The organism is Streptosporangium sp. NPDC005286 (assembly GCF_040607515.1).
GTDB lineage: Bacteria > Actinomycetota > Actinomycetes > Streptosporangiales > Streptosporangiaceae > Streptosporangium.
In genome coordinates, this window is the sequence record NZ_JBEXGU010000191.1 from 1 (window position 1) to 17,167 (window position 17,167).

At 69.4% G+C, this 17,167-nt stretch carries 17 protein-coding genes; 11 read left to right on the plus strand and 6 right to left on the minus strand.

Annotation, left to right across the window (positions count from 1 at the left end):
* Positions 1 to 51 precede the first annotated feature (51 nt).
* The 4 genes from ppdK to ABZU75_RS39800 form a co-directional block, all read right to left on the minus strand.
* On the minus strand, positions 52 to 2,694 hold the full coding sequence (ppdK, locus tag ABZU75_RS39785) for a pyruvate, phosphate dikinase (protein WP_355566411.1): 2,643 nt from the start codon (positions 2,692 to 2,694) through the stop codon (positions 52 to 54).
* Between the two features lie 395 nt (positions 2,695 to 3,089).
* Positions 3,090 to 3,761 (minus strand): response regulator transcription factor, encoded by a 672-nt coding sequence (locus tag ABZU75_RS39790; RefSeq protein ID WP_355566414.1) that lies wholly within the window; start codon positions 3,759 to 3,761, stop codon positions 3,090 to 3,092.
* 93 nt (positions 3,762 to 3,854) lie between these two features.
* Positions 3,855 to 5,240 (minus strand): glycine--tRNA ligase, encoded by a 1,386-nt coding sequence (locus tag ABZU75_RS39795; protein WP_355566417.1) that lies wholly within the window; start codon positions 5,238 to 5,240, stop codon positions 3,855 to 3,857.
* A gap of 131 nt (positions 5,241 to 5,371) precedes the next feature.
* A complete protein-coding gene (locus ABZU75_RS39800) occupies positions 5,372 to 5,650 on the minus strand; it encodes an antibiotic biosynthesis monooxygenase family protein (RefSeq protein ID WP_030903876.1) in 279 nt (92 codons plus the stop codon).
* A gap of 115 nt (positions 5,651 to 5,765) precedes the next feature.
* On the opposite strand from ABZU75_RS39800, the gene ABZU75_RS39805 reads away from it, so the two are divergent.
* From ABZU75_RS39805 to ABZU75_RS39830, 6 genes are all read left to right on the plus strand, one after another.
* A complete protein-coding gene (locus tag ABZU75_RS39805) occupies positions 5,766 to 6,155 on the plus strand; it encodes a DUF6703 family protein (RefSeq protein WP_355566421.1) in 390 nt (129 codons plus the stop codon).
* A 188-nt stretch (positions 6,156 to 6,343) separates the two neighbouring features.
* Positions 6,344 to 7,318, plus strand: a complete 975-nt coding sequence (locus ABZU75_RS39810; protein WP_355566424.1) for a metal ABC transporter substrate-binding protein — start codon at positions 6,344 to 6,346, stop codon at positions 7,316 to 7,318.
* Between the two features lie 36 nt (positions 7,319 to 7,354).
* A complete protein-coding gene (locus tag ABZU75_RS39815) occupies positions 7,355 to 8,107 on the plus strand; it encodes a metal ABC transporter ATP-binding protein (RefSeq protein WP_355566427.1) in 753 nt (250 codons plus the stop codon).
* Positions 8,104 to 8,937, plus strand: coding sequence for a metal ABC transporter permease (locus tag ABZU75_RS39820; RefSeq protein WP_355566430.1), 834 nt, complete (start codon positions 8,104 to 8,106; stop codon positions 8,935 to 8,937). The genes ABZU75_RS39815 and ABZU75_RS39820 overlap by 4 nt, the downstream gene beginning before the upstream one ends.
* A complete protein-coding gene (locus tag ABZU75_RS39825; protein ID WP_355566433.1) occupies positions 8,934 to 9,341 on the plus strand; it encodes a transcriptional repressor in 408 nt (135 codons plus the stop codon). The genes ABZU75_RS39820 and ABZU75_RS39825 overlap by 4 nt, the downstream gene beginning before the upstream one ends.
* Positions 9,342 to 9,598: 257 nt before the next feature.
* On the plus strand, positions 9,599 to 10,147 hold the full coding sequence (locus ABZU75_RS39830; RefSeq protein ID WP_343978465.1) for a CGNR zinc finger domain-containing protein: 549 nt from the start codon (positions 9,599 to 9,601) through the stop codon (positions 10,145 to 10,147).
* A 63-nt stretch (positions 10,148 to 10,210) separates the two neighbouring features.
* On the opposite strand, the gene ABZU75_RS39835 is transcribed toward ABZU75_RS39830, so the two are convergent.
* Together ABZU75_RS39835 and recO are read right to left on the minus strand one after the other, a co-directional pair.
* Complete coding sequence (locus tag ABZU75_RS39835; RefSeq protein ID WP_355566437.1) at positions 10,211 to 10,990, minus strand: isoprenyl transferase; 780 nt, start codon at positions 10,988 to 10,990, stop codon at positions 10,211 to 10,213.
* Positions 10,987 to 11,724: a DNA repair protein RecO gene (gene recO, locus ABZU75_RS39840; RefSeq protein WP_355566440.1), complete on the minus strand. Its 738-nt coding sequence runs from the start codon at positions 11,722 to 11,724 to the stop codon at positions 10,987 to 10,989. The genes ABZU75_RS39835 and recO overlap by 4 nt, the downstream gene beginning before the upstream one ends.
* A 177-nt stretch (positions 11,725 to 11,901) precedes the next feature.
* On the opposite strand from recO, the gene ABZU75_RS39845 reads away from it, so the two are divergent.
* From ABZU75_RS39845 to rocD, 5 genes are all read left to right on the plus strand, one after another.
* A complete protein-coding gene (locus ABZU75_RS39845) occupies positions 11,902 to 13,479 on the plus strand; it encodes a CDP-alcohol phosphatidyltransferase family protein (RefSeq protein WP_355566443.1) in 1,578 nt (525 codons plus the stop codon).
* A complete protein-coding gene (locus tag ABZU75_RS39850) occupies positions 13,476 to 14,183 on the plus strand; it encodes a DUF5941 domain-containing protein (protein WP_355566446.1) in 708 nt (235 codons plus the stop codon). Before ABZU75_RS39845 ends, ABZU75_RS39850 begins: the two co-directional genes overlap by 4 nt.
* Positions 14,184 to 14,361: 178 nt before the next feature.
* Positions 14,362 to 14,859 (plus strand): Lrp/AsnC family transcriptional regulator, encoded by a 498-nt coding sequence (locus tag ABZU75_RS39855; RefSeq protein ID WP_350913324.1) that lies wholly within the window; start codon positions 14,362 to 14,364, stop codon positions 14,857 to 14,859.
* Between the two features lie 126 nt (positions 14,860 to 14,985).
* Complete coding sequence (gene ddaH / locus ABZU75_RS39860; protein ID WP_355566450.1) at positions 14,986 to 15,780, plus strand: dimethylargininase; 795 nt, start codon at positions 14,986 to 14,988, stop codon at positions 15,778 to 15,780.
* Positions 15,781 to 15,823: 43 nt separating this feature from the next.
* The gene (rocD, locus tag ABZU75_RS39865; protein ID WP_355566453.1) at positions 15,824 to 17,035 is read left to right on the plus strand and encodes an ornithine--oxo-acid transaminase; all 1,212 of its coding nucleotides are present in this window, start codon (positions 15,824 to 15,826) and stop codon (positions 17,033 to 17,035) included.
* Positions 17,036 to 17,167 lie beyond the last annotated feature (132 nt).

The following is a 17,167-nucleotide window of genomic DNA, read 5'->3' on the forward strand; positions in this document are numbered from 1 at the left end:
CGGCGGTGCCGGAGGCGACACACCCGCGAAGTTCCGGGTGAGATCCGGAGGTCAGCGAGTGTCGGATCCGGCGCGGGCCAGGGTGGCGCGAGCGGCCTCCAGCCGGGCGACCGGGACACGGAACGGCGAGCAGGACACGTAGTCCAGACCCATCTGGTGGCAGAAGTGGATCGAGTCGGGGTCTCCGCCGTGCTCGCCGCAGATGCCCAGCTTCAGGTCGGGCCGGACCTTGCGGCCCTCCTCCGCGGCGATGCCGACGAGCCTGCCGACGCCGTCACGGTCCAGGGTCTCGAACGGGGAGACACCGAAGACGCCAAGCTCGAAGTACTTGGAGAAGAACGCGGCCTCGACGTCGTCGCGAGAGAAACCCCAGGTCATCTGGGTCAGGTCGTTGGTACCGAAGGAGAAGAACTGGGCGGCCTCGGCGATCTGGCCGGCGGTCAGCGCCGCGCGCGGCACCTCGATCATCGTGCCGATCAGCGCCTCGACCCCGGCCTCGGCAAGGATCTTCCGCGCCTCGTCCTTGACGTGCTCCAGTTCCTGGACCGCGGCCACGAGCGGAATCATGATCTCCGCGCGGCTGCCGGGCACGGCCTTGGCCGCCGCCGCGATCGCCCGGACCTGCATGGCGAACACGCCGGGGATGACCAGGCCGAGCCGGACACCGCGCAGGCCCAGCATCGGGTTCTGCTCGTGGAGCCGCTTGAGCGCGGCCAGCAGCTCGCGGTCCTTCTTCTCCGCCCCGTCGCCCGCGAGGGCGACCTTCACCGACAGCTCGGTGAAGTCGGGCAGGAACTCGTGGAGCGGCGGGTCGATCAGGCGGATCGTGACGGGCAGCCCCTCCATCGCCTGGAAGATCCCCGTGAAGTCCGCCCTCTGCAGCGGCTCCAGCGCGGCCAGTGCCCGCTCACGCCCCGCCTCGGAGGTGGCCAGCACCAGGTCCTCGACCAGGCTGCGACGCTCGCCGAGGAACATGTGCTCGGTACGGCAGAGCCCGATGCCCTGGGCACCGAACCTGCGCGCCCTGGCGGAGTCCTCGGCGTTGTCGGCGTTGGCGCGCACGGCCATCCGGCGTACCTCGTCGGCGTGGGACATGATCCGGTGCACGGCGCCGACGAGCTCGTCGTCCTGGTCGCCCACCCCCTCGAAGTACTCCACGATCGGAGAGGGGACCACGGGCACCTCACCGAGGTAGACGGTCCCGCTGGTGCCGTCGATGGAGATGACGTCACCCTCGGAGACCATGACGCCGGAAGGCGTGGTGAACCTGCGGTCCTTGACCGAGACCTCCAGTTCCTCGGCCCCGCAGACGCAGGTCTTGCCCATGCCCCTGGCGACCACGGCGGCGTGCGAGGTCTTGCCGCCGCGGCTCGTCAGGACGCCCTGGGCGGCGATCATCCCGGCCAGGTCGTCGGGGTTGGTCTCCCTGCGGACCAGGATGACCGCCTCTCCCCGCGTGGCGAGCTCGACGGCCCGCTCGGTGGAGAAGACGGCCTTGCCGACGGCCGCGCCCGGCGAGGCGTTCATCCCCTTGGCGATCACCTCGCCGCCGGAGTCGGCGGCGAAGCGGGGGAACATGAGCTGGGCGAGCTGGTGGCCGGTCACCCGGGTCACGGCCTCGTCGAGGTTGATCAGACCCTGGTCGGCGAGCTGCACGGCGATACGGAAGGCCGCGCCCGCGGTCCGCTTTCCCACCCGGGTCTGGAGCATCCAGAGCCTGCCGCGCTCGACGGTGAACTCGATGTCGCACAGGTCCCGGTAGTGGTTCTCCAGCGTCTCCATGATCCGCATGAGCTCGTCGTAGACGGCCTTGTCGAGGCTCTCCAGCTCCTGCAGCGGCATGGTGTTGCGGATGCCCGCGACCACGTCCTCGCCCTGGGCGTTCTGCAGGTAGTCGCCGTAGACGCCCTGCTGCCCCGAGCCGGGGTCGCGGGTGAAGGCCACACCGGTTCCGGAGTCCATGCCGCAGTTGCCGAAGACCATCGAACAGACGCTGACCGCAGTGCCCAGGTCGGCCGGGATGCGTTCCTGACGGCGGTAGAGGACGGCTCGCGGGGCGTTCCACGACTTGAACACGGCCTCCACCGCCATGCTCATCTGCCGGTGGGGGTCCGCGGGGAAGTCCTCGCCGGTCTGGGCACGGACGATGTCCTTGTAGGTCGCGACCAGGCGCCGGAAGTCGGCCGCCTCCAGCTCCAGGTCGTGGCGGCCGGCCTTGAGCTCCTCCAGGGCCTCGTCGAAGAGCTCACCGTCGATGCCCTGGACGGTCTTGCCGAACATCTGGATGAGGCGCCGGTAGGAGTCCCAGGCGAAACGCTCGTTGCCACTCGCCTGCTTGGCCAGTCCGTGGACCGATTCGTCGTTCAGACCGATGTTGAGAACGGTCTCCATCATGCCGGGCATGGAGAACGCGGCCCCCGAGCGCACGCTCACCAGGAGTGGGTCGTCGGCCTGGCCCAGTCGGCGCCCCATCTTGGCCTCCAGCGCGGCCAGGTGCGCGGAGACCTCCTCCCGCATTCCCTCGGGAATGACCCCGTCCCGCAGGAAGTTCCGGCAGGCCTCGGTGGTGATGGTGAAGCCGGGGGGAACCGGCAACCCGAGATTGGTCATCTCCGCAAGGTTTGCCCCCTTACCTCCGAGAAGACCTTTGAGATCTTTGTTGCCCTCGGTGAAGTCGTAAACGTACTTGGGCACGGTTGCTCCTTCTTCGACTTCAAAACCGGCGTCTGATTCCGCCTCCCTGCGGACTCTACCGACGAACAAGACGACGAAACGGCACCCATCAGGCAACACTGCATTGTCCCAGCTCAGAGCAGGTGAACCGGTCTAATCCAATTCAAATCTGGGCCAAATACGCGATGATATTGATCACCTCAGAAACCGACTCCGACCAATTGGTGTAAACCAATTTCTCTGGCTCCAACGCCGTTCACGGCGGGCTCGGCGACCGGCCGGGCATCAACTACACCGCCGCATGACTCGGGATTTTCACACAGAACTGTGGTAGGGGGGGAGCCGCCTCAGGATCCCTCTCACAGCTACACCGCCACATAAATCGGGCTTTTCACACAGAGCCCCGGGGAACGGCCTCAGGAGCCCTCCCGCAGCCGGTACCCCCTACTGATCACGGTCTCGATCACACCCTCGGCGCCGAGCTTGCGCCGCAGATTGCCCACCGTCACCCGCACGGTGTTGGTGAAGGGGTCGGCGTGCTCGCCCCAGACGTGCTCGAGCAGTTCCTCCGCCGAGACCACGTGCCCGCAGCGGGCCATCAGGTAGCGCAGCACGCCGAACTCCTTCGGGGTGAGCCCCAGCTCCCGTCCCCGCGCTCGGGCCTCGGCCCTGGAGATGTCCAGCCGCAGGTCCCCCACCTGCAAGATCGCGGTGTCGTCGCCCTGCTCCCGGTGCGGCAGCGCGCGCACCCTGGCCAGCAGTTCGGGAAAGGCGAACGGTTTGACCAGGTAGTCGTCGGGCCCCTCGTCCAGCCCGAGAAGCCGGCCGTCCAGCCGGTCCCGCGCGGTCACCATGATGATCCGCGCGGTCCGGCCGTGGGCGGTCCGCCGCAGCGCGCGGCACAGCTCGAAGCCGTCACGGCCGGACAGGTCGAGGTCGAGCAGGACCACGTCGTACGGGTCGGCCTGCAGCCTCTCGGCGGCCTGCGCCGTATCCCGGGCGACGCAGACCGCGTAACCAGCCCGGACGAACCCCACCCGCAGGGCTTCGACCAGGTCTTCCTCATCCTCGACAACGAGCAGTCGCATGGTACGAACCTAGATCGTGCACGGCCCGAAACCCGGCTGCCACCACCGTCCCCGCCCCCGCCGCTCCCGTGTCGTCGCGGGGCGGGCCTTTCCTCAGTCGTTGAGGTGCTGGCGGAGGTAGGACTCGACCTGGTCGAGGGCCACCCGCTTCTGGGCCATCGAGTCACGCTCGCGGATGGTCACCGCCTGGTCGTCGAGAGTGTCGAAGTCGACGGTGATGCAGAACGGCGTGCCGATCTCGTCCTGGCGGCGGTAGCGGCGGCCGATCGCGCCCGCGTCGTCGAACTCGACGTTCCACCGGCGGCGGAGCTGGGCGGCCAGGTCCTTGGCCTTGGGCGACAGATCGGCGTTGCGCGACAGCGGGAGCACCGCGACCTTGACCGGCGCGAGCCGGTGGTCGAGCCGCATGACCGTGCGCTTCTCCATGACGCCCTTGGCGTTGGGCGCCTCGTCCTCGGTGTAGGCGTCGATCAGGAAGGTGAGCGTGGCGCGGTCGACACCGGCGGCCGGCTCGATCACGTACGGGACGTAGCGCTCGCCGGTGTCCTGCTCGAAGAAGCTGAGGTCGGTGCCGGAGGCCTTGCCGTGCGCGGTCAGGTCGAAGTCCGTGCGGTTGGCGATGCCCTCGAGCTCGCCCCACTCACTGCCGGTGAAGTTGAAGCGGTACTCGATGTCGACGGTCCTCTTGGAGTAGTGCGACAGCTTCTCCTGCGGGTGCTCGTAGATGCGCAGGTTGTCGGGGTTGATACCCAGGTCGGTGTACCAGCGGAAGCGCTCGTCGATCCAGTACTGGTGCCATTCCTCGTCGCTGCCCGGCTTGACGAAGAACTCCATCTCCATCTGCTCGAACTCACGGGTACGGAAGATGAAGTTGCCCGGGGTGATCTCGTTACGGAACGACTTGCCGATCTGGCCGATACCGAACGGGATCTTCCTGCGCGCCGACTGCTGCACGTTGAGGTAGTTGATGAAGATGCCCTGGGCGGTCTCCGGCCGCAGGTAGGCGAGGCCCGACTCGTCCTCGACCGCGCCGAGGTAGGTCTTCAGCAGGCCGCTGAACTGCTTGGGCTGAGTGAAGGAGCCCTTGTTACCGCAGTTGGGGCAGGTGATGTCGGCCAGGCCGTTGACGGGGTCCTTCCCGTGTTTCTCGCTGTACGCCTCTTCGAGGTGGTCGGCGCGGTAGCGCTTGTGACACGCCTGGCACTCGGTCAGCGGGTCGGTGAAGGTGTCCACGTGACCGCTGGCCTGCCACACCTCGCGGGCCAGAATCACACAGGAGTCGAGACCGACCACGTCGTCACGGCCCTGCACCACGGTCTTCCACCACTGCCGCTTCACGTTGTTCTTGAGCTCCACGCCCAGTGGACCGTAGTCCCACGACGCGCGCAGGCCGCCGTAGATCTCGCTGGAGGGATACACAAGACCGCGCCGCTTGGCGAGGCTGACGATGGTGTCCATGATGTCCGTACGGCGTGCCATAAGGGAAAATCTCCATCCGGCTGGAGGTCGGCGAGGAATTGATTGAACATCCAGCTTAGGGGAGACGGACCCTCGGGACGTGCGGATAAACCATGATGCCCGCCTCACTCCGGCAAAGCTTCCGCGGAATCTCAGGGACGGTCGACGTCCTCGAACGCGCTCGGCTCGTTGATCATGAGCGTCATCAGCGGATACATCGCCATCCGCGCCGCGCCCAGCGCCCTGCGGTAGAACCCGGCGCCCTCCCACTCGCTGACCAGCGCCCACAGCTCCGGCTCGTCCACCGATCTCGACACCCTGCCGCGCAGGTAACCCGGCTGCCCGGCCAGCGTGTCGACGATCTCGTGGGCCCGGGCCAGGAACTCCTCGGTCTGGCCGGGCGGCACCGAATAACGGATGAGAGCGAGCATCCGCCCAGCATGCCAGAGCCCGCCTCCGGCCCCGTACCGGGCGGGGCGAGAGCCGCGGTGTCGTACCGGGCATCGGGGCGTGTCGCGGCGGGGGCTGTGGCGTTAGGCTCGGCCTGTGGCCGACAAGCACGGGAAACGCCCCGCACATCCGCTGGCACAGCCCCGACGCCCGCGAGGCGGGCGTCCGCTGCCCGCGGGCGAGCAGTTCTTCACACCGGGGGCGACCGGGCTGCGGCGCGGGGCCGAGCGGCGCAGCGCGGCCCCGCTGGTCTTCCTGTTCCAGCTCCCCCGCTGGATCGCCCCGGTGGTGCTGGTGATCCTCCTGTTGACCGGCTTCGCGGTGGCCTCCTTCTGGGGTGGCATCGCCGTGCTTCCGGTGATCGGGTTCGTCGGCTGGCTCGCCTACATGTCGTGGCCGTCCCTGGGGACCGGGGGCCGTCTGCTGCGCGTCGCGCTGCTCACCTTCCTGATCCTGCTCGCCGCCGACCGCTTCGGCGCCTTCTGACGCCGCCCGGCCCTCGCCGCGCTCCCGGGCTCCGCGGCGCCCGTACGTCGCGGGCACCCCGCGCGTGAAGCCGTCGCACCGGGGACGACCGGGCTGACGCGGAGACCGCCCCCGTCCGCCGGGCCGGTGATCATCGAGCCCGCAGGTGATTTTGACAACCATTTTCATTTGCGCGCATACTGGATGACATGATGTCCGAGTCCTCCCGACGTATCCGCATACGTAACGCGAGCCTGGTCGTGGCCGCCGCCTTTGTCGCCACCACCGCCTGCGGCGCCGAAATCGGCTCGGCCGGTGAATCGCCCGGGGGGGCGTCAGGCGTCTCCGCGGCGAACAAGCCCGTCGTCACCGCGGCCATGTATCCCCTGCAGTGGCTCGCCGAGCAGGTCGGCGGCCCCGACGTGACAGTCACCGGCCTGACCAAGCCCGGCGTCGAGCCACACGACCTGGAGCTGTCCCCGCTCCAGGTGGCCGGGTTGCAGGAGACGAGGCTCGTCGTCTACATCAAGGGCATCCAGCCCGCCGTGGACGAGGCGGTCGAACAGCACGCCGCCGACCGGAGCTTCGAGGTGGCCTCCTCGGTCCCGACCCTGCCCTCGGCCGGGGAGGAGGGCCACGAAGGCGAGGAGGAGCACGGCCACGAGGAGATCGACTACGACCCCCACCTCTGGCTCGACCCGGCCCGCTTCGCGACGGTCGCCACCCGGCTCGGCGAGAGGCTCGCCGCCGCCGACCCCGCGCACGCGCAGGGCTACCGGGAGCGGGCCGCCGAAACCGCGGCCGGCCTCACCGCCCTGGACGGCGAGCTGGCCAAGGGCCTGGCCACCTGCTCCGCACGCACGATCGTCACCAGCCACGCCGCGTTCGGCTATCTCGCCAACCGCTACCGGCTCCACCAGGTCGGCATCAGCGGAATCGATCCCGAGGCCGATCCCTCTCCCGCCCGCCTCGCTGAAGTGGCAAAAGTGGCCAAGCAGGAGAAAGTGACTACGATTTTCACCGAGACCCTCGTCAGCCCCAAGGTCGCCGAGGTTCTCGCCCAGGAGGTCGGTGCGAAGACCGCGGTCCTCGACCCGGTCGAAAGCCAGCCGGCGAACGGCGACTACCCGTCCGCCATGCGCCGGAACCTTGAAGTCCTCCAATCTGCGCTCAGCTGCTCGTAAGGGCCACACGTGACATCCAGCAAAACGGTTTTCACCATGAGCGGCGGCCAGGTCAACCTGGACCGCCGCCCGGTGCTCCGCGGGATCGACCTGTCCGTCGAGCCCGGCGAGGCGGTGGCCGTGCTCGGCGCGAACGGGTCGGGGAAGTCCACCCTCATCCGCGCCCTGCTCGGCCTCATCCCCCTGTCCGGCGGCGAGACCCTGCTGTACGGCAGGCCTCCCGCCCGGTTCCGTGAGTGGTGGCGGATCGGCTACGTGCCCCAGCGGCTCTCGGTGGGCGGCGGCGTGCCGACCACGATCCGCGAGGTCGTCGCCTCGGGACGGATCGCCAGGCAGCGGCGCCTGCGGCCGACCAGCGCGGCCGACCGGGAGGCGACAGGCCGGGCGCTGGCCGCCGTCGGCCTGGCCCATCGTGCCGCCGACCCGGTGCAGGCCCTGTCCGGCGGCCAGCAGCAGCGGGTGCTGATCGCCCGCGCCCTCGCCGGGGAGCCCGACACCTTCGTCATGGACGAACCCACCGCCGGCGTCGACTCCGAGAGCCAGAAGCTCCTCGCCGAGACCCTGTCCGTGCTCGTGGAGCAGGGCAAGACGGTCCTGCTGGTCGCGCACGAGCTCGGCCCGCTGGAACCTCTGATCACCCGCGCGGTGGTGCTGCGGGACGGGTACGTCTGCCACGACGGCCCGCCGCCCCACGCCGTCGGCGCCCACGCGCTGCCCGGCCACGACCACGTGCACCCGCATGCCGAGGAGGAGCCGGTGAGCCCGCTCGACTGGAGACCCACGTCGTGATCGAGCTTCTGCAGTTCGACTTCATGCGGCGGGCGCTGATCGCCGCCCTCCTCGTCGGCCTGGTCGCGCCCGCCATCGGCACGTTCATGGTCCAGCGCCGCCTGGCCCTGCTGGGCGACGGCATCGGGCACGTCGCGCTGACCGGCGTGGCCCTGGGCTTCCTGACCGGGACCGCCCCGGTGCTGACCGCCGTGCTGGTCTCCGTGCTCGGCGCCGTGGCCATCGAACTGGTCCGCGCGCGCGGCAGGACCAGCGGTGACGTGGCACTCGCGCTGCTGTTCTACGGCGGCATCGCCGGGGGCGTGCTGCTCATCTCGCTGGCCCCGGGCGGTAGCAACGCCACCTTGACGTCCTACCTGTTCGGCTCGATCAGCAGCGTTCCCGTCGAGGACGTGTGGGTGATCGGCCTGCTGGCGGCGGCGGTCCTCGGCGTGCTGGCCGTCTTCGGGCGGGAGCTCTACGTGCTCTGCCAGGACGAGGAGGTCGCCAGGGCCAGCGGCCTGCCGGTCCGCTTCCTCAGCCTGCTGATCGCCGTGACCGCCGCGCTGACCGTGGTCATCGCCATGCGCGTGGTGGGACTGCTTCTGGTCAGCGCGCTGATGGTGGTGCCGGTGGCGACCAGCCAGCAGCTCACCCGGGGTTTCACGAGCACGATGCTGCTTTCCATGCTTTTCGGGATGATCTCCACGGTCGGCGGCCTGACCTCCTCCTTCTACGTCGAGGTCCCGCCGGGCGCGGTCATCGTGATCGTTGCTCTCACGGGGTTCGTCCTCGCCCTCGGGCTCGGTAGATTCATACGCCGAAGTCGACCTCAGGAGTCCAGCCCATGAGCAACAGGCGTGACGCCGTCCACGCGGTCCTCCGTCAGAGCGAGGGTTTCCGCAGCGCGCAGGACGTCTACGCGGAGATGCGCGCGGAAGGCGCCAAGATCGGACTGACCACCGTCTACCGGGCGCTCCAGGCGCTCGCCGACACCGGTCACGTCGACGTGCTGAGAACCGACGACGGCGAGTCGGTCTACCGGGCGTGCGCCAGCGGCGACCACCACCACCACCTGGTCTGCCGCACCTGCGGCCGTACGGTGGAGGTGGCCGGACCCGCGGTGGAGCGCTGGGCCGAGGCCATCGGCTCCGAGCACGGGTTCACCGAGATCACCCACACCCTGGAGATCTTCGGGACCTGCACCGTCTGCTCCACAGCCGCCAAACCGGCCCGTACGCCGAGCCGCACCTGAGCCCGCCGGGATCCCCCGGCGGGCCGGGTCCCGGGTGGCCGATCCGCGCCCTGAGCACCGCACCGGGCGACACGGCGCACGCGGCGGGGCGCACCGGACGCAGCGCCGCTGAAGATCACGCCCGCCGGGCGCTCACATGGCGCGCCATCGCGATGTGAGCGCGAGAGAGAAGGCACGAAGGTCCACCGGAGAGATACGCTTCCGACACGGCAAGCCACCGCGAGCCCACGCTGTAACCGCTTCCTACAGGAGTCAACATGCCATTCGGACATGACATGGTGCACTCACTCGCCACCGCGGTCGACCTGGTCAACACCTCCCCCTCCACCGGAGGCGAGGACACCCTCACCGATCTGCGGGAGCTCGGCGACTTCGTGGCACGCTGGGAGGTCAGCGGGATCGGTGAACTGGACGCCGCTGACCTGGCCCAGGTGCGCGCCCTGCGCGAGGCCTTCCACAAGGTCTTCACCGCCCCGGACCAGCCCACCGCGGTCATCCGGCTCAACACCTTGCTGAGCGGGACCCGCATCACCCCGCGCCTGGCGGAGCACGACGGCCACCCCCTGCACGTCCACTACTTCGCGCCGGACGCCTCACTCCACGAGCACCTGGCGGCCGACATCGGGGTCGCCCTGGCCCACCTGCTCGTCGAGGACGAGTGGGAGCGCCTGCGCACCTGCTCGGCACCGGACTGCGACCACGTCTTCGTGGACGAGTCCCGCAACCGCTCGCGGGTCTACTGTGACAGCCGCACCTGCGGGAACCGGATGCACGTGGCCGCCTATCGCGCGCGACGCCGGGCCTGACGTCACTCTCCGCGTTCGGCCGGGCGCACCTGGCGGCGCGTCGAGGGCGCCCGGGACACGCCGTTATTCCGCGACCACGTTCGGCACGGCTCCGCCGTACCTCCTGTCGCGCTTGGCGTACGTCTCGCAGGCCTCCCACAGATCACGGCGGTCGAAGTCGGGCCAGAGACGGTTGAGGAAGACCATCTCGGCGTACGCCGTCTGCCAGATCAGGAAGTTGGAGATGCGCTGCTCGCCGGAGGAGCGCACGAACAGGTCGACGTCGGGGATCTGCGGCTCGTCCAGGTAGCGGGCGAAGGTCTCCTCCTTCACCCTGCCCGGCTTGACCTTCCCCTCGGCGATGTCCTGCGCCAGGCGCAGGGCGGCGTCCACGATCTCGGCACGGCCGCCGTAGTTGACGCAGAACTGCAGGGTCAGCTTGGAGTTGCCCTCGGTCATCTGCTCGGCGTCGCGCAGCTCCTGGATGACGCTCCGCCACAGCCGTCCGGGGCGGCCCGCCCAGCGGACCCGCACGCCCATCGCGTGGAGCTGATCCCTGCGGCGGCGGATGACGTCGCGGTTGAAACCCATCAGGAAGCGGACCTCGTCAGGGGAGCGCTTCCAGTTCTCCGTGGAGAAGGCGTAGGCCGACAGGTAGGGGATGCCGAGCTCGATCGCGCCCTCGATCACGTCGAAGAGCGACGCCTCACCCGCCTTGTGCCCCTCGGTACGGGGCAGGCCCCGCTGCTTGGCCCACCGGCCGTTGCCGTCCATCACGATCGCCACGTGCCGCGGCACGAGGTCGCGCGGGATCGGGGGCGGGGTTGCGCCGGAGGGGTGCGGGACGGGCGGGCGGACGTTCACGTGGCGAGCTCCCTTTCTACGTGTCGAAGAGAGCGTATGCCGTGTTCCAGGTGCCACTGGAGGTACGCGGCGACCAGACCGCTGCACTCGGCCCGGTGCCTGGGCCCCGAGGCGTCGGCGGTGGGCCAGTCCCCCTTGAGGAGCGCGACCATCAGGGCCAGGGTCTCCCCCTCGGGCACCGCCGCGCCCGCGGGACGGCAGGCCCCGCACACCACGCCGCCGGCCACGATGGCGAAGGCCCGCACCGAGACCGCCTTGCAGCGGGCGCAGGCCTCCAGGGCGGGGGCGTAACCGGCGACCGCGAGAGAGCGCAGGAAGTAGGCGTCCAGGACGAGCCTGGCCTCGTGGGTGCCGGAACCGAGCGTGCGCAGGCCGCCGACCAGCAGCAGGAACTGGCGAAGGGCCGGCTCCTTCTCTCCCATGATCAGACGGTCGGCGGTCTCCAGCATCGCGGTTCCCGCCGTGTAGCGCGGATAGTCCGCGACGAGCGGCCGGCCGTACGGCTGGATGGTCTCGGCCTGGGTGATCACGTCGAGGGTGCGGCCGGTGTGCAGCTGGAGATCGACATGGGTGAACGGTTCGAGCCGGCTGCCAAATCGTGATGTCGTGCGCCGGACGCCCTTGGCGACCCCCCGGATCTTGCCCATCCGCCGGGTCAGGACCGTGACGATGCGATCGGCCTCGCCCAGCTTGTGGGTGCGCAGCACGATGCCGTCATCACGGTACAGACTCACCCGCACAGTGTAGTGGGGGCGCGGGACGGTTCACTTGGCAGAGGTGCAACCATGATCAAACGACACGGATAGATCACTGGTGCGTGTTGTTCGCCCAAAACTCACTAAACTTTGGCCCCTGACGCAACGTATCCTCCGCTACACCGCCTCACACCCGTCTCCGCACGAAAGGGTGCCATGCCCCGCGTGGTCCTGCTGGGCTCATCGCCCGGCCCCGATGCCGCTACCGGCCAGGCGACGCCGCCCGCCGCGTTGACCCTGCCCGCGCTTGCCGGCTGCCCCACGGTGATCGGCAAGCTGCACGGCCAGCTCGCCTCGCTCGACTCCGAGCCGGTGACGATCGCCCGATCGAGCGAGGCCGCCGCCTACCGCGGCTTCCCCGGCAGGCTCGTCGAGACCTCCGACCTGGCCGGTGACCTGCGCGCCCTGGCCGACGCGGTCGAGGACGCCACCGAGAACCTGCTCATCCTGCCCGCCAACTCGCTGATCCACGACGAGCTGATCTACCAGATCACCAAGTCGAAGCGCGGGGCGCTCGCGCTGATCGTCAGGGAGCCGCGGGAGGAGGACGAGAACGGCGACGCCATCGTCCCCGACGTCCCGATCGACGAGGCGCAGCCGGAGATCGGCGACCGGAGGCTGGAGGACCTGCCCGTCCGGGTACGCGCCCGCAAGTCCCGCATCATCTCGGTGGGCTCGGCCTTCCACGCGGTGACCAGGCCCAACGCGGTCCTGCTCGGCCCGCTGCACCTGCACCACAAGCACGCGCCCGTCCTCGCCGAGGCCGCCCGCGAGCTGGCCGACATGGCCCACCTGCTGGGCCCCGACGACGACCTGGTCCAGCTGCTGGTCCTGGGCCTGGTCCGCAAGGGCGTCTCGGTCGGCGTCCGCGGCCGCCGGGACCTGTTCTACCGCCGGGTGTCCACTCCCGAGCAGGCCACCGAGGCGCCGGCGGAGATGGCCACGTTCAACGAGGACCGGGCCAGGCTGAACAACGCGGTGAAGGGCGCCGACGGTTTCTTCACCACCTATTTCGTCAGCACCTACTCCCGGTTCATCGCCCGCTGGGCGGCCAGGCGGGGACTGACCCCCAACCAGGTCACGCTGATCTCGATCGCGCTGGGTGTGGCCGCGGCGCTCTGCTTCGCCACCGGCGAGCGGGCCGGGATGGTCGCGGGCGGTGTGCTGATCTACTTCGCGTTCGTGTTCGACTGCGTGGACGGCCAGGTGGCGCGGTACGCCCGCAAGTTCGGCGTGCTCGGGGCGTGGCTGGACGCGACCTTCGACCGGTTCAAGGAGTACGTGGTCTTCGCCGGTCTGGCGGTCGGCGCGGCGGTCTCAGGTGTGGGCGACGTGTGGACGCTGGCGCTGATCGCGCTCGGCGTGCAGTCCATCAAGCACCTGCTCGACTTCTCCTACGGCGCGGCGAACCGGCGCAAGCCCCCGTCGCCGCTGCCCTCGGTGCCGCTGTCGGTCAGCGCCGACACCGGCCTTCGCCAGGCGCTGGAGCAGCGCAGGGTCGCCCAGGCCGGCGGGATCCGCAACCTGCTGAAGCTGTGGGGCAGGGCCGGCAGGTTCCGGGCCGTGCACTGGGCCCGCAAGATGATCGTGTTCCCCATCGGTGAGCGCTTCGCCGCCATCGCGATCGTCAGCGCCCTGTTCGACGCCAGGATCACCTTCCTGACACTGATCATCTGGGGTGGCATCGGCGCCGCCTACTCGCTCACCGGACGCCTGATGAGGTCTCTCGCATGATCACCCAGCCACAGACCATCCCCGCTCCGGACCCGTACGAGGAGCGGCTGCGCGTCCAGACCGCGCGGCTGCTCGCCTACCGCGACGACGGCCCGCTGGTGACGCTGCTGCGTGACAAGGTCGGACCCGGGCTGCCCCCGGTGCCCGCCACGCTCGCCGCGCTGCTGGCGACCATCGCGATGGCGGTGACCGGGATGCTGGTGGACGGGCCGATCCTGCTCGTCCCGGTGCTGATCATGATCGTCCTGGTGCTGCCCACCGCGGCCCGCGACCATCTCGGCAAGCTCGACTGGCTGGCGCCACCGCTGATCCGCGGGGCCGAGTTCCTCACGATCATCCTGATCGGCCTGGCGGCCGACGCGCCCAAGTGGCTGCTGTACGTGCTGATCTACGTGATCGGCTACCACACCTACGACACGGTGTACCGGACGCGGCAGAGCATCTGGCCGGCCCCCTGGGTCTTCCGGGCCGGCCTGGGCTGGGAGCTCAGGCTGCTGCTGATCGGCGCCGGCGCCGCGCTGGGCGTGCTGACCTGGGTGCTGGCCGCGCTCACCGTCTACCTCGGTGTGCTGTTCGCCGTCGAGAGCGTGACGAGCTGGGTCGGCCTGGACAAGCAGACGGCGCTCGCCCAGGCGGGCGACGACCTGGAGGCCTCCCCCGAGGAGGCCCAGGAGCAGGCCAGCGGCGAGGCCGAGCAGACCTGACCGGAAACCGCACACCTGGCGGATGCCGCCGGACAGGTCACCTGTCCGGCGGCATTTCCATTCATCAGCAGGACCGGGCACGCGGCGACACGGATTCACCGCGGGTGACCGGGGGTGACCGCGGGTCGCCACCACTCGCCGTGAGCCCGGACGGACCCGAAGCGATATACAGGTCAGCGTGGAACTGGACAGGCTGGATCGCGACATCATCGGGGCGCTCGTCGAGGACGCCCGAGCCACATACGCGGAGATCGGACAGCGGGTGGGCCTGTCGGCGTCGGCGGTGAAACGCCGGGTGGACCGGCTGCGCGAGACCGGCGCCATCACCGGGTTCACCGCCAGGGTGGAGCCCGCGGCGCTCGGCTGGACCACCGAGGCCTACGTGGAGCTGTTCTGCGCGGGGAAGACCTCGCCGTCGGAGATCGGAGTGGCCATCGGCCGCCATCCCGAGGTGGTCTCGGCGTGCACCATCACCGGCGAGGCCGACGCGCTGCTGCACGTCAGGGCCACCGATGTGCGGCACGTGGAGAGGGTGATCGAGCGCATCGCCTCGGAGCCGTTCGTGGTGCGGACCAAGAGCTCCATCGTGCTCTCCCGGCTGATCGAGGCACCGCTCATGACCTCGCGCGGCGAACCGTTCGTCGCCCCGCACAACGAATCACCGTTCATCGCCTGAAGCGCGCAAGAAACCCGCGCCAGAACGCAAGAGCAAGCTCTTGGCCTGCGAGAACACCGTTTCCTAGGCTGATGTCGCCGCCACTGGGCCGGCATTTCACTCACGACCTTCGATACGGGGTTATTCATGACGAGGCACTACCTCATGTGTCGGCCCGACCACTTCGCGGTTGAGTACGCGATCAACCCGTGGATGCATCCCGAGGCCGGAGCCGACCGTGAGGTGGCGATCAGGCAGTGGGAGACGCTCAGGAGCGCCTACCAGGAGCTCGGTCACCGCGTCAGCCTCATCGACCCGGTGGAGGGCCTGCCGGACATGGTCTTCGCCGCCAACGGGGCGCTGGTGGTCGGCGGCCGCGTGTACGGCGCGCGGTTCACCCACCCGCAGCGGGCGGCCGAGGGCCCCGCCTACCTGGACTGGTTCGTCGACAACGGCTACCAGCGGGTCCGCGAGGCGACCTTCACCAACGAGGGCGAGGGGGACTTCCTCACCCTCGACCACCTGGTGCTGGCCGGCACCGGCTTCCGCACCGACATCACCGCCCACAAGGAGGCCCAGGAGTTCCTCGGCCGACCGGTGGTCACCCTGCAGCTGGTGGATCCGCGGTTCTACCACCTGGACACCGCCCTCTTCCCGCTAAACGGACACAACGTGGCATACTTCCCAGGGGCTTTCTCCCCTGGAAGCCAGGAGGTGCTCCGCACCCTCTTCCCCGACGCCATCATCGCGAGTGAGGACGACGCCGCCGTGCTGGGCCTCAACGCGGTCAGCGACGGCACCAACGTGGTGATCAACGTCGAGGCCGCCAACCTCCAGCTGGAGCTCAAGCGCCGGGGCTTCGAGGTCATCCCCGTGGACCTGTCGGAGCTCCGCAAGGCCGGGGGCGGTCCGAAGTGCTGCACTCTGGAGATCAGGGGATAGTGCCGGGCGAAACGGCCACGGACCAAGGAGGGGCGGATACCGAATGACCAGCACGAACGACTTCATCGAGCTCAGCGAGCGCCGCAGCGCTCACAACTACCATCCCCTGCCCGTCGTGATATCCGAGGCGCAGGGCGCCTGGGTGGTCGACGTGGAGGGCAGGCGGTTCCTGGACTGCCTGTCCGGCTACTCCTCGCTGAACTTCGGGCACGGCAACCCGAAGATCATCACAGCGGCCCAGGAGCAGCTGTCCAGGCTCACCCTGACCAGCCGGGCCTTCTTTCACGACCAGTTCGCCACCTTCGCCGCCGGGCTGGGCGACCTCACCGGCAAGGACATGGTCCTGCCGATGAACACCGGCGCCGAGGCCGTGGAGACCGCGATCAAGGTGGCCCGCAAGTGGGGCTACGAGGTCAAGGGGGTGGCCGCCGAGCAGGCCAACATCATCGTGATGGAGGACAACTTCCACGGTCGCACCACCACGATCGTCAGCTTCTCCACCGACCCCGACGCCCACGACGGCTTCGGCCCGTACACTCCCGGCTTCAAGATCGTAAAGTACGGCTCCGTCGAGGCGATCCACGAGGCCATCGACGCCAACACCGTCGCGGTGCTGCTGGAGCCCATCCAGGGCGAGGCCGGCGTGCTGGTCCCGCCGGACGGGTACCTCACCCAGGTCCGCGAGCTGTGCACCGCGGAGAACATCCTGATGATCGCCGACGAGATCCAGTCGGGTCTGGGCCGCACCGGCGACACCTTCGCCTGCGACCACGAGGGCGTCGTCCCCGACATCTACGTGCTGGGCAAGGCCCTGGGCGGCGGCGTCGTCCCGGTCTCGGCGATCACCGCGAACGAGGACGTGCTCGGTGTGATCAGGCCGGGGCAGCACGGCTCCACCTTCGGCGGCAACCCCCTCGCCTGCGCGGTCGCGAACGCGGTCATCGAGATGCTCGGCACCGGCGAGTACCAGGCGCGGGCCAGGGAGCTCGGCGAGGTCATGCACGAGAGGCTGCGCGGCCTGATCGGCCAGGGCGTGGTCACCGTCCGCGGACGCGGCCTGTGGGCGGGCGTCGACATCGACCCGTCCCTGGCCAGCGGGCGCGAGGTCTCCAAGGCGCTCATGGCCCATGGCGTCCTGGCCAAGGACACGCACGGCTCGACCGTCCGTCTCGCCCCGCCGATCGTCATCTCCGAGGAGGACCTCGTCTGGGCGATCGACCAGCTCGGTGCCGTCCTCGCCGAACTGGCGGAGTGAGCCACCGGCCCTGAACGGGCCGAACGTAGGAGCCGTCCCCTGGTCCCCGGCCGGGGGCCAGGGGTCGGCGGCGAACAGGGGGGTTTTTTTTAAAGAAAGGAAGAAAACACCAAAGAAAACAAGACAAAAAAA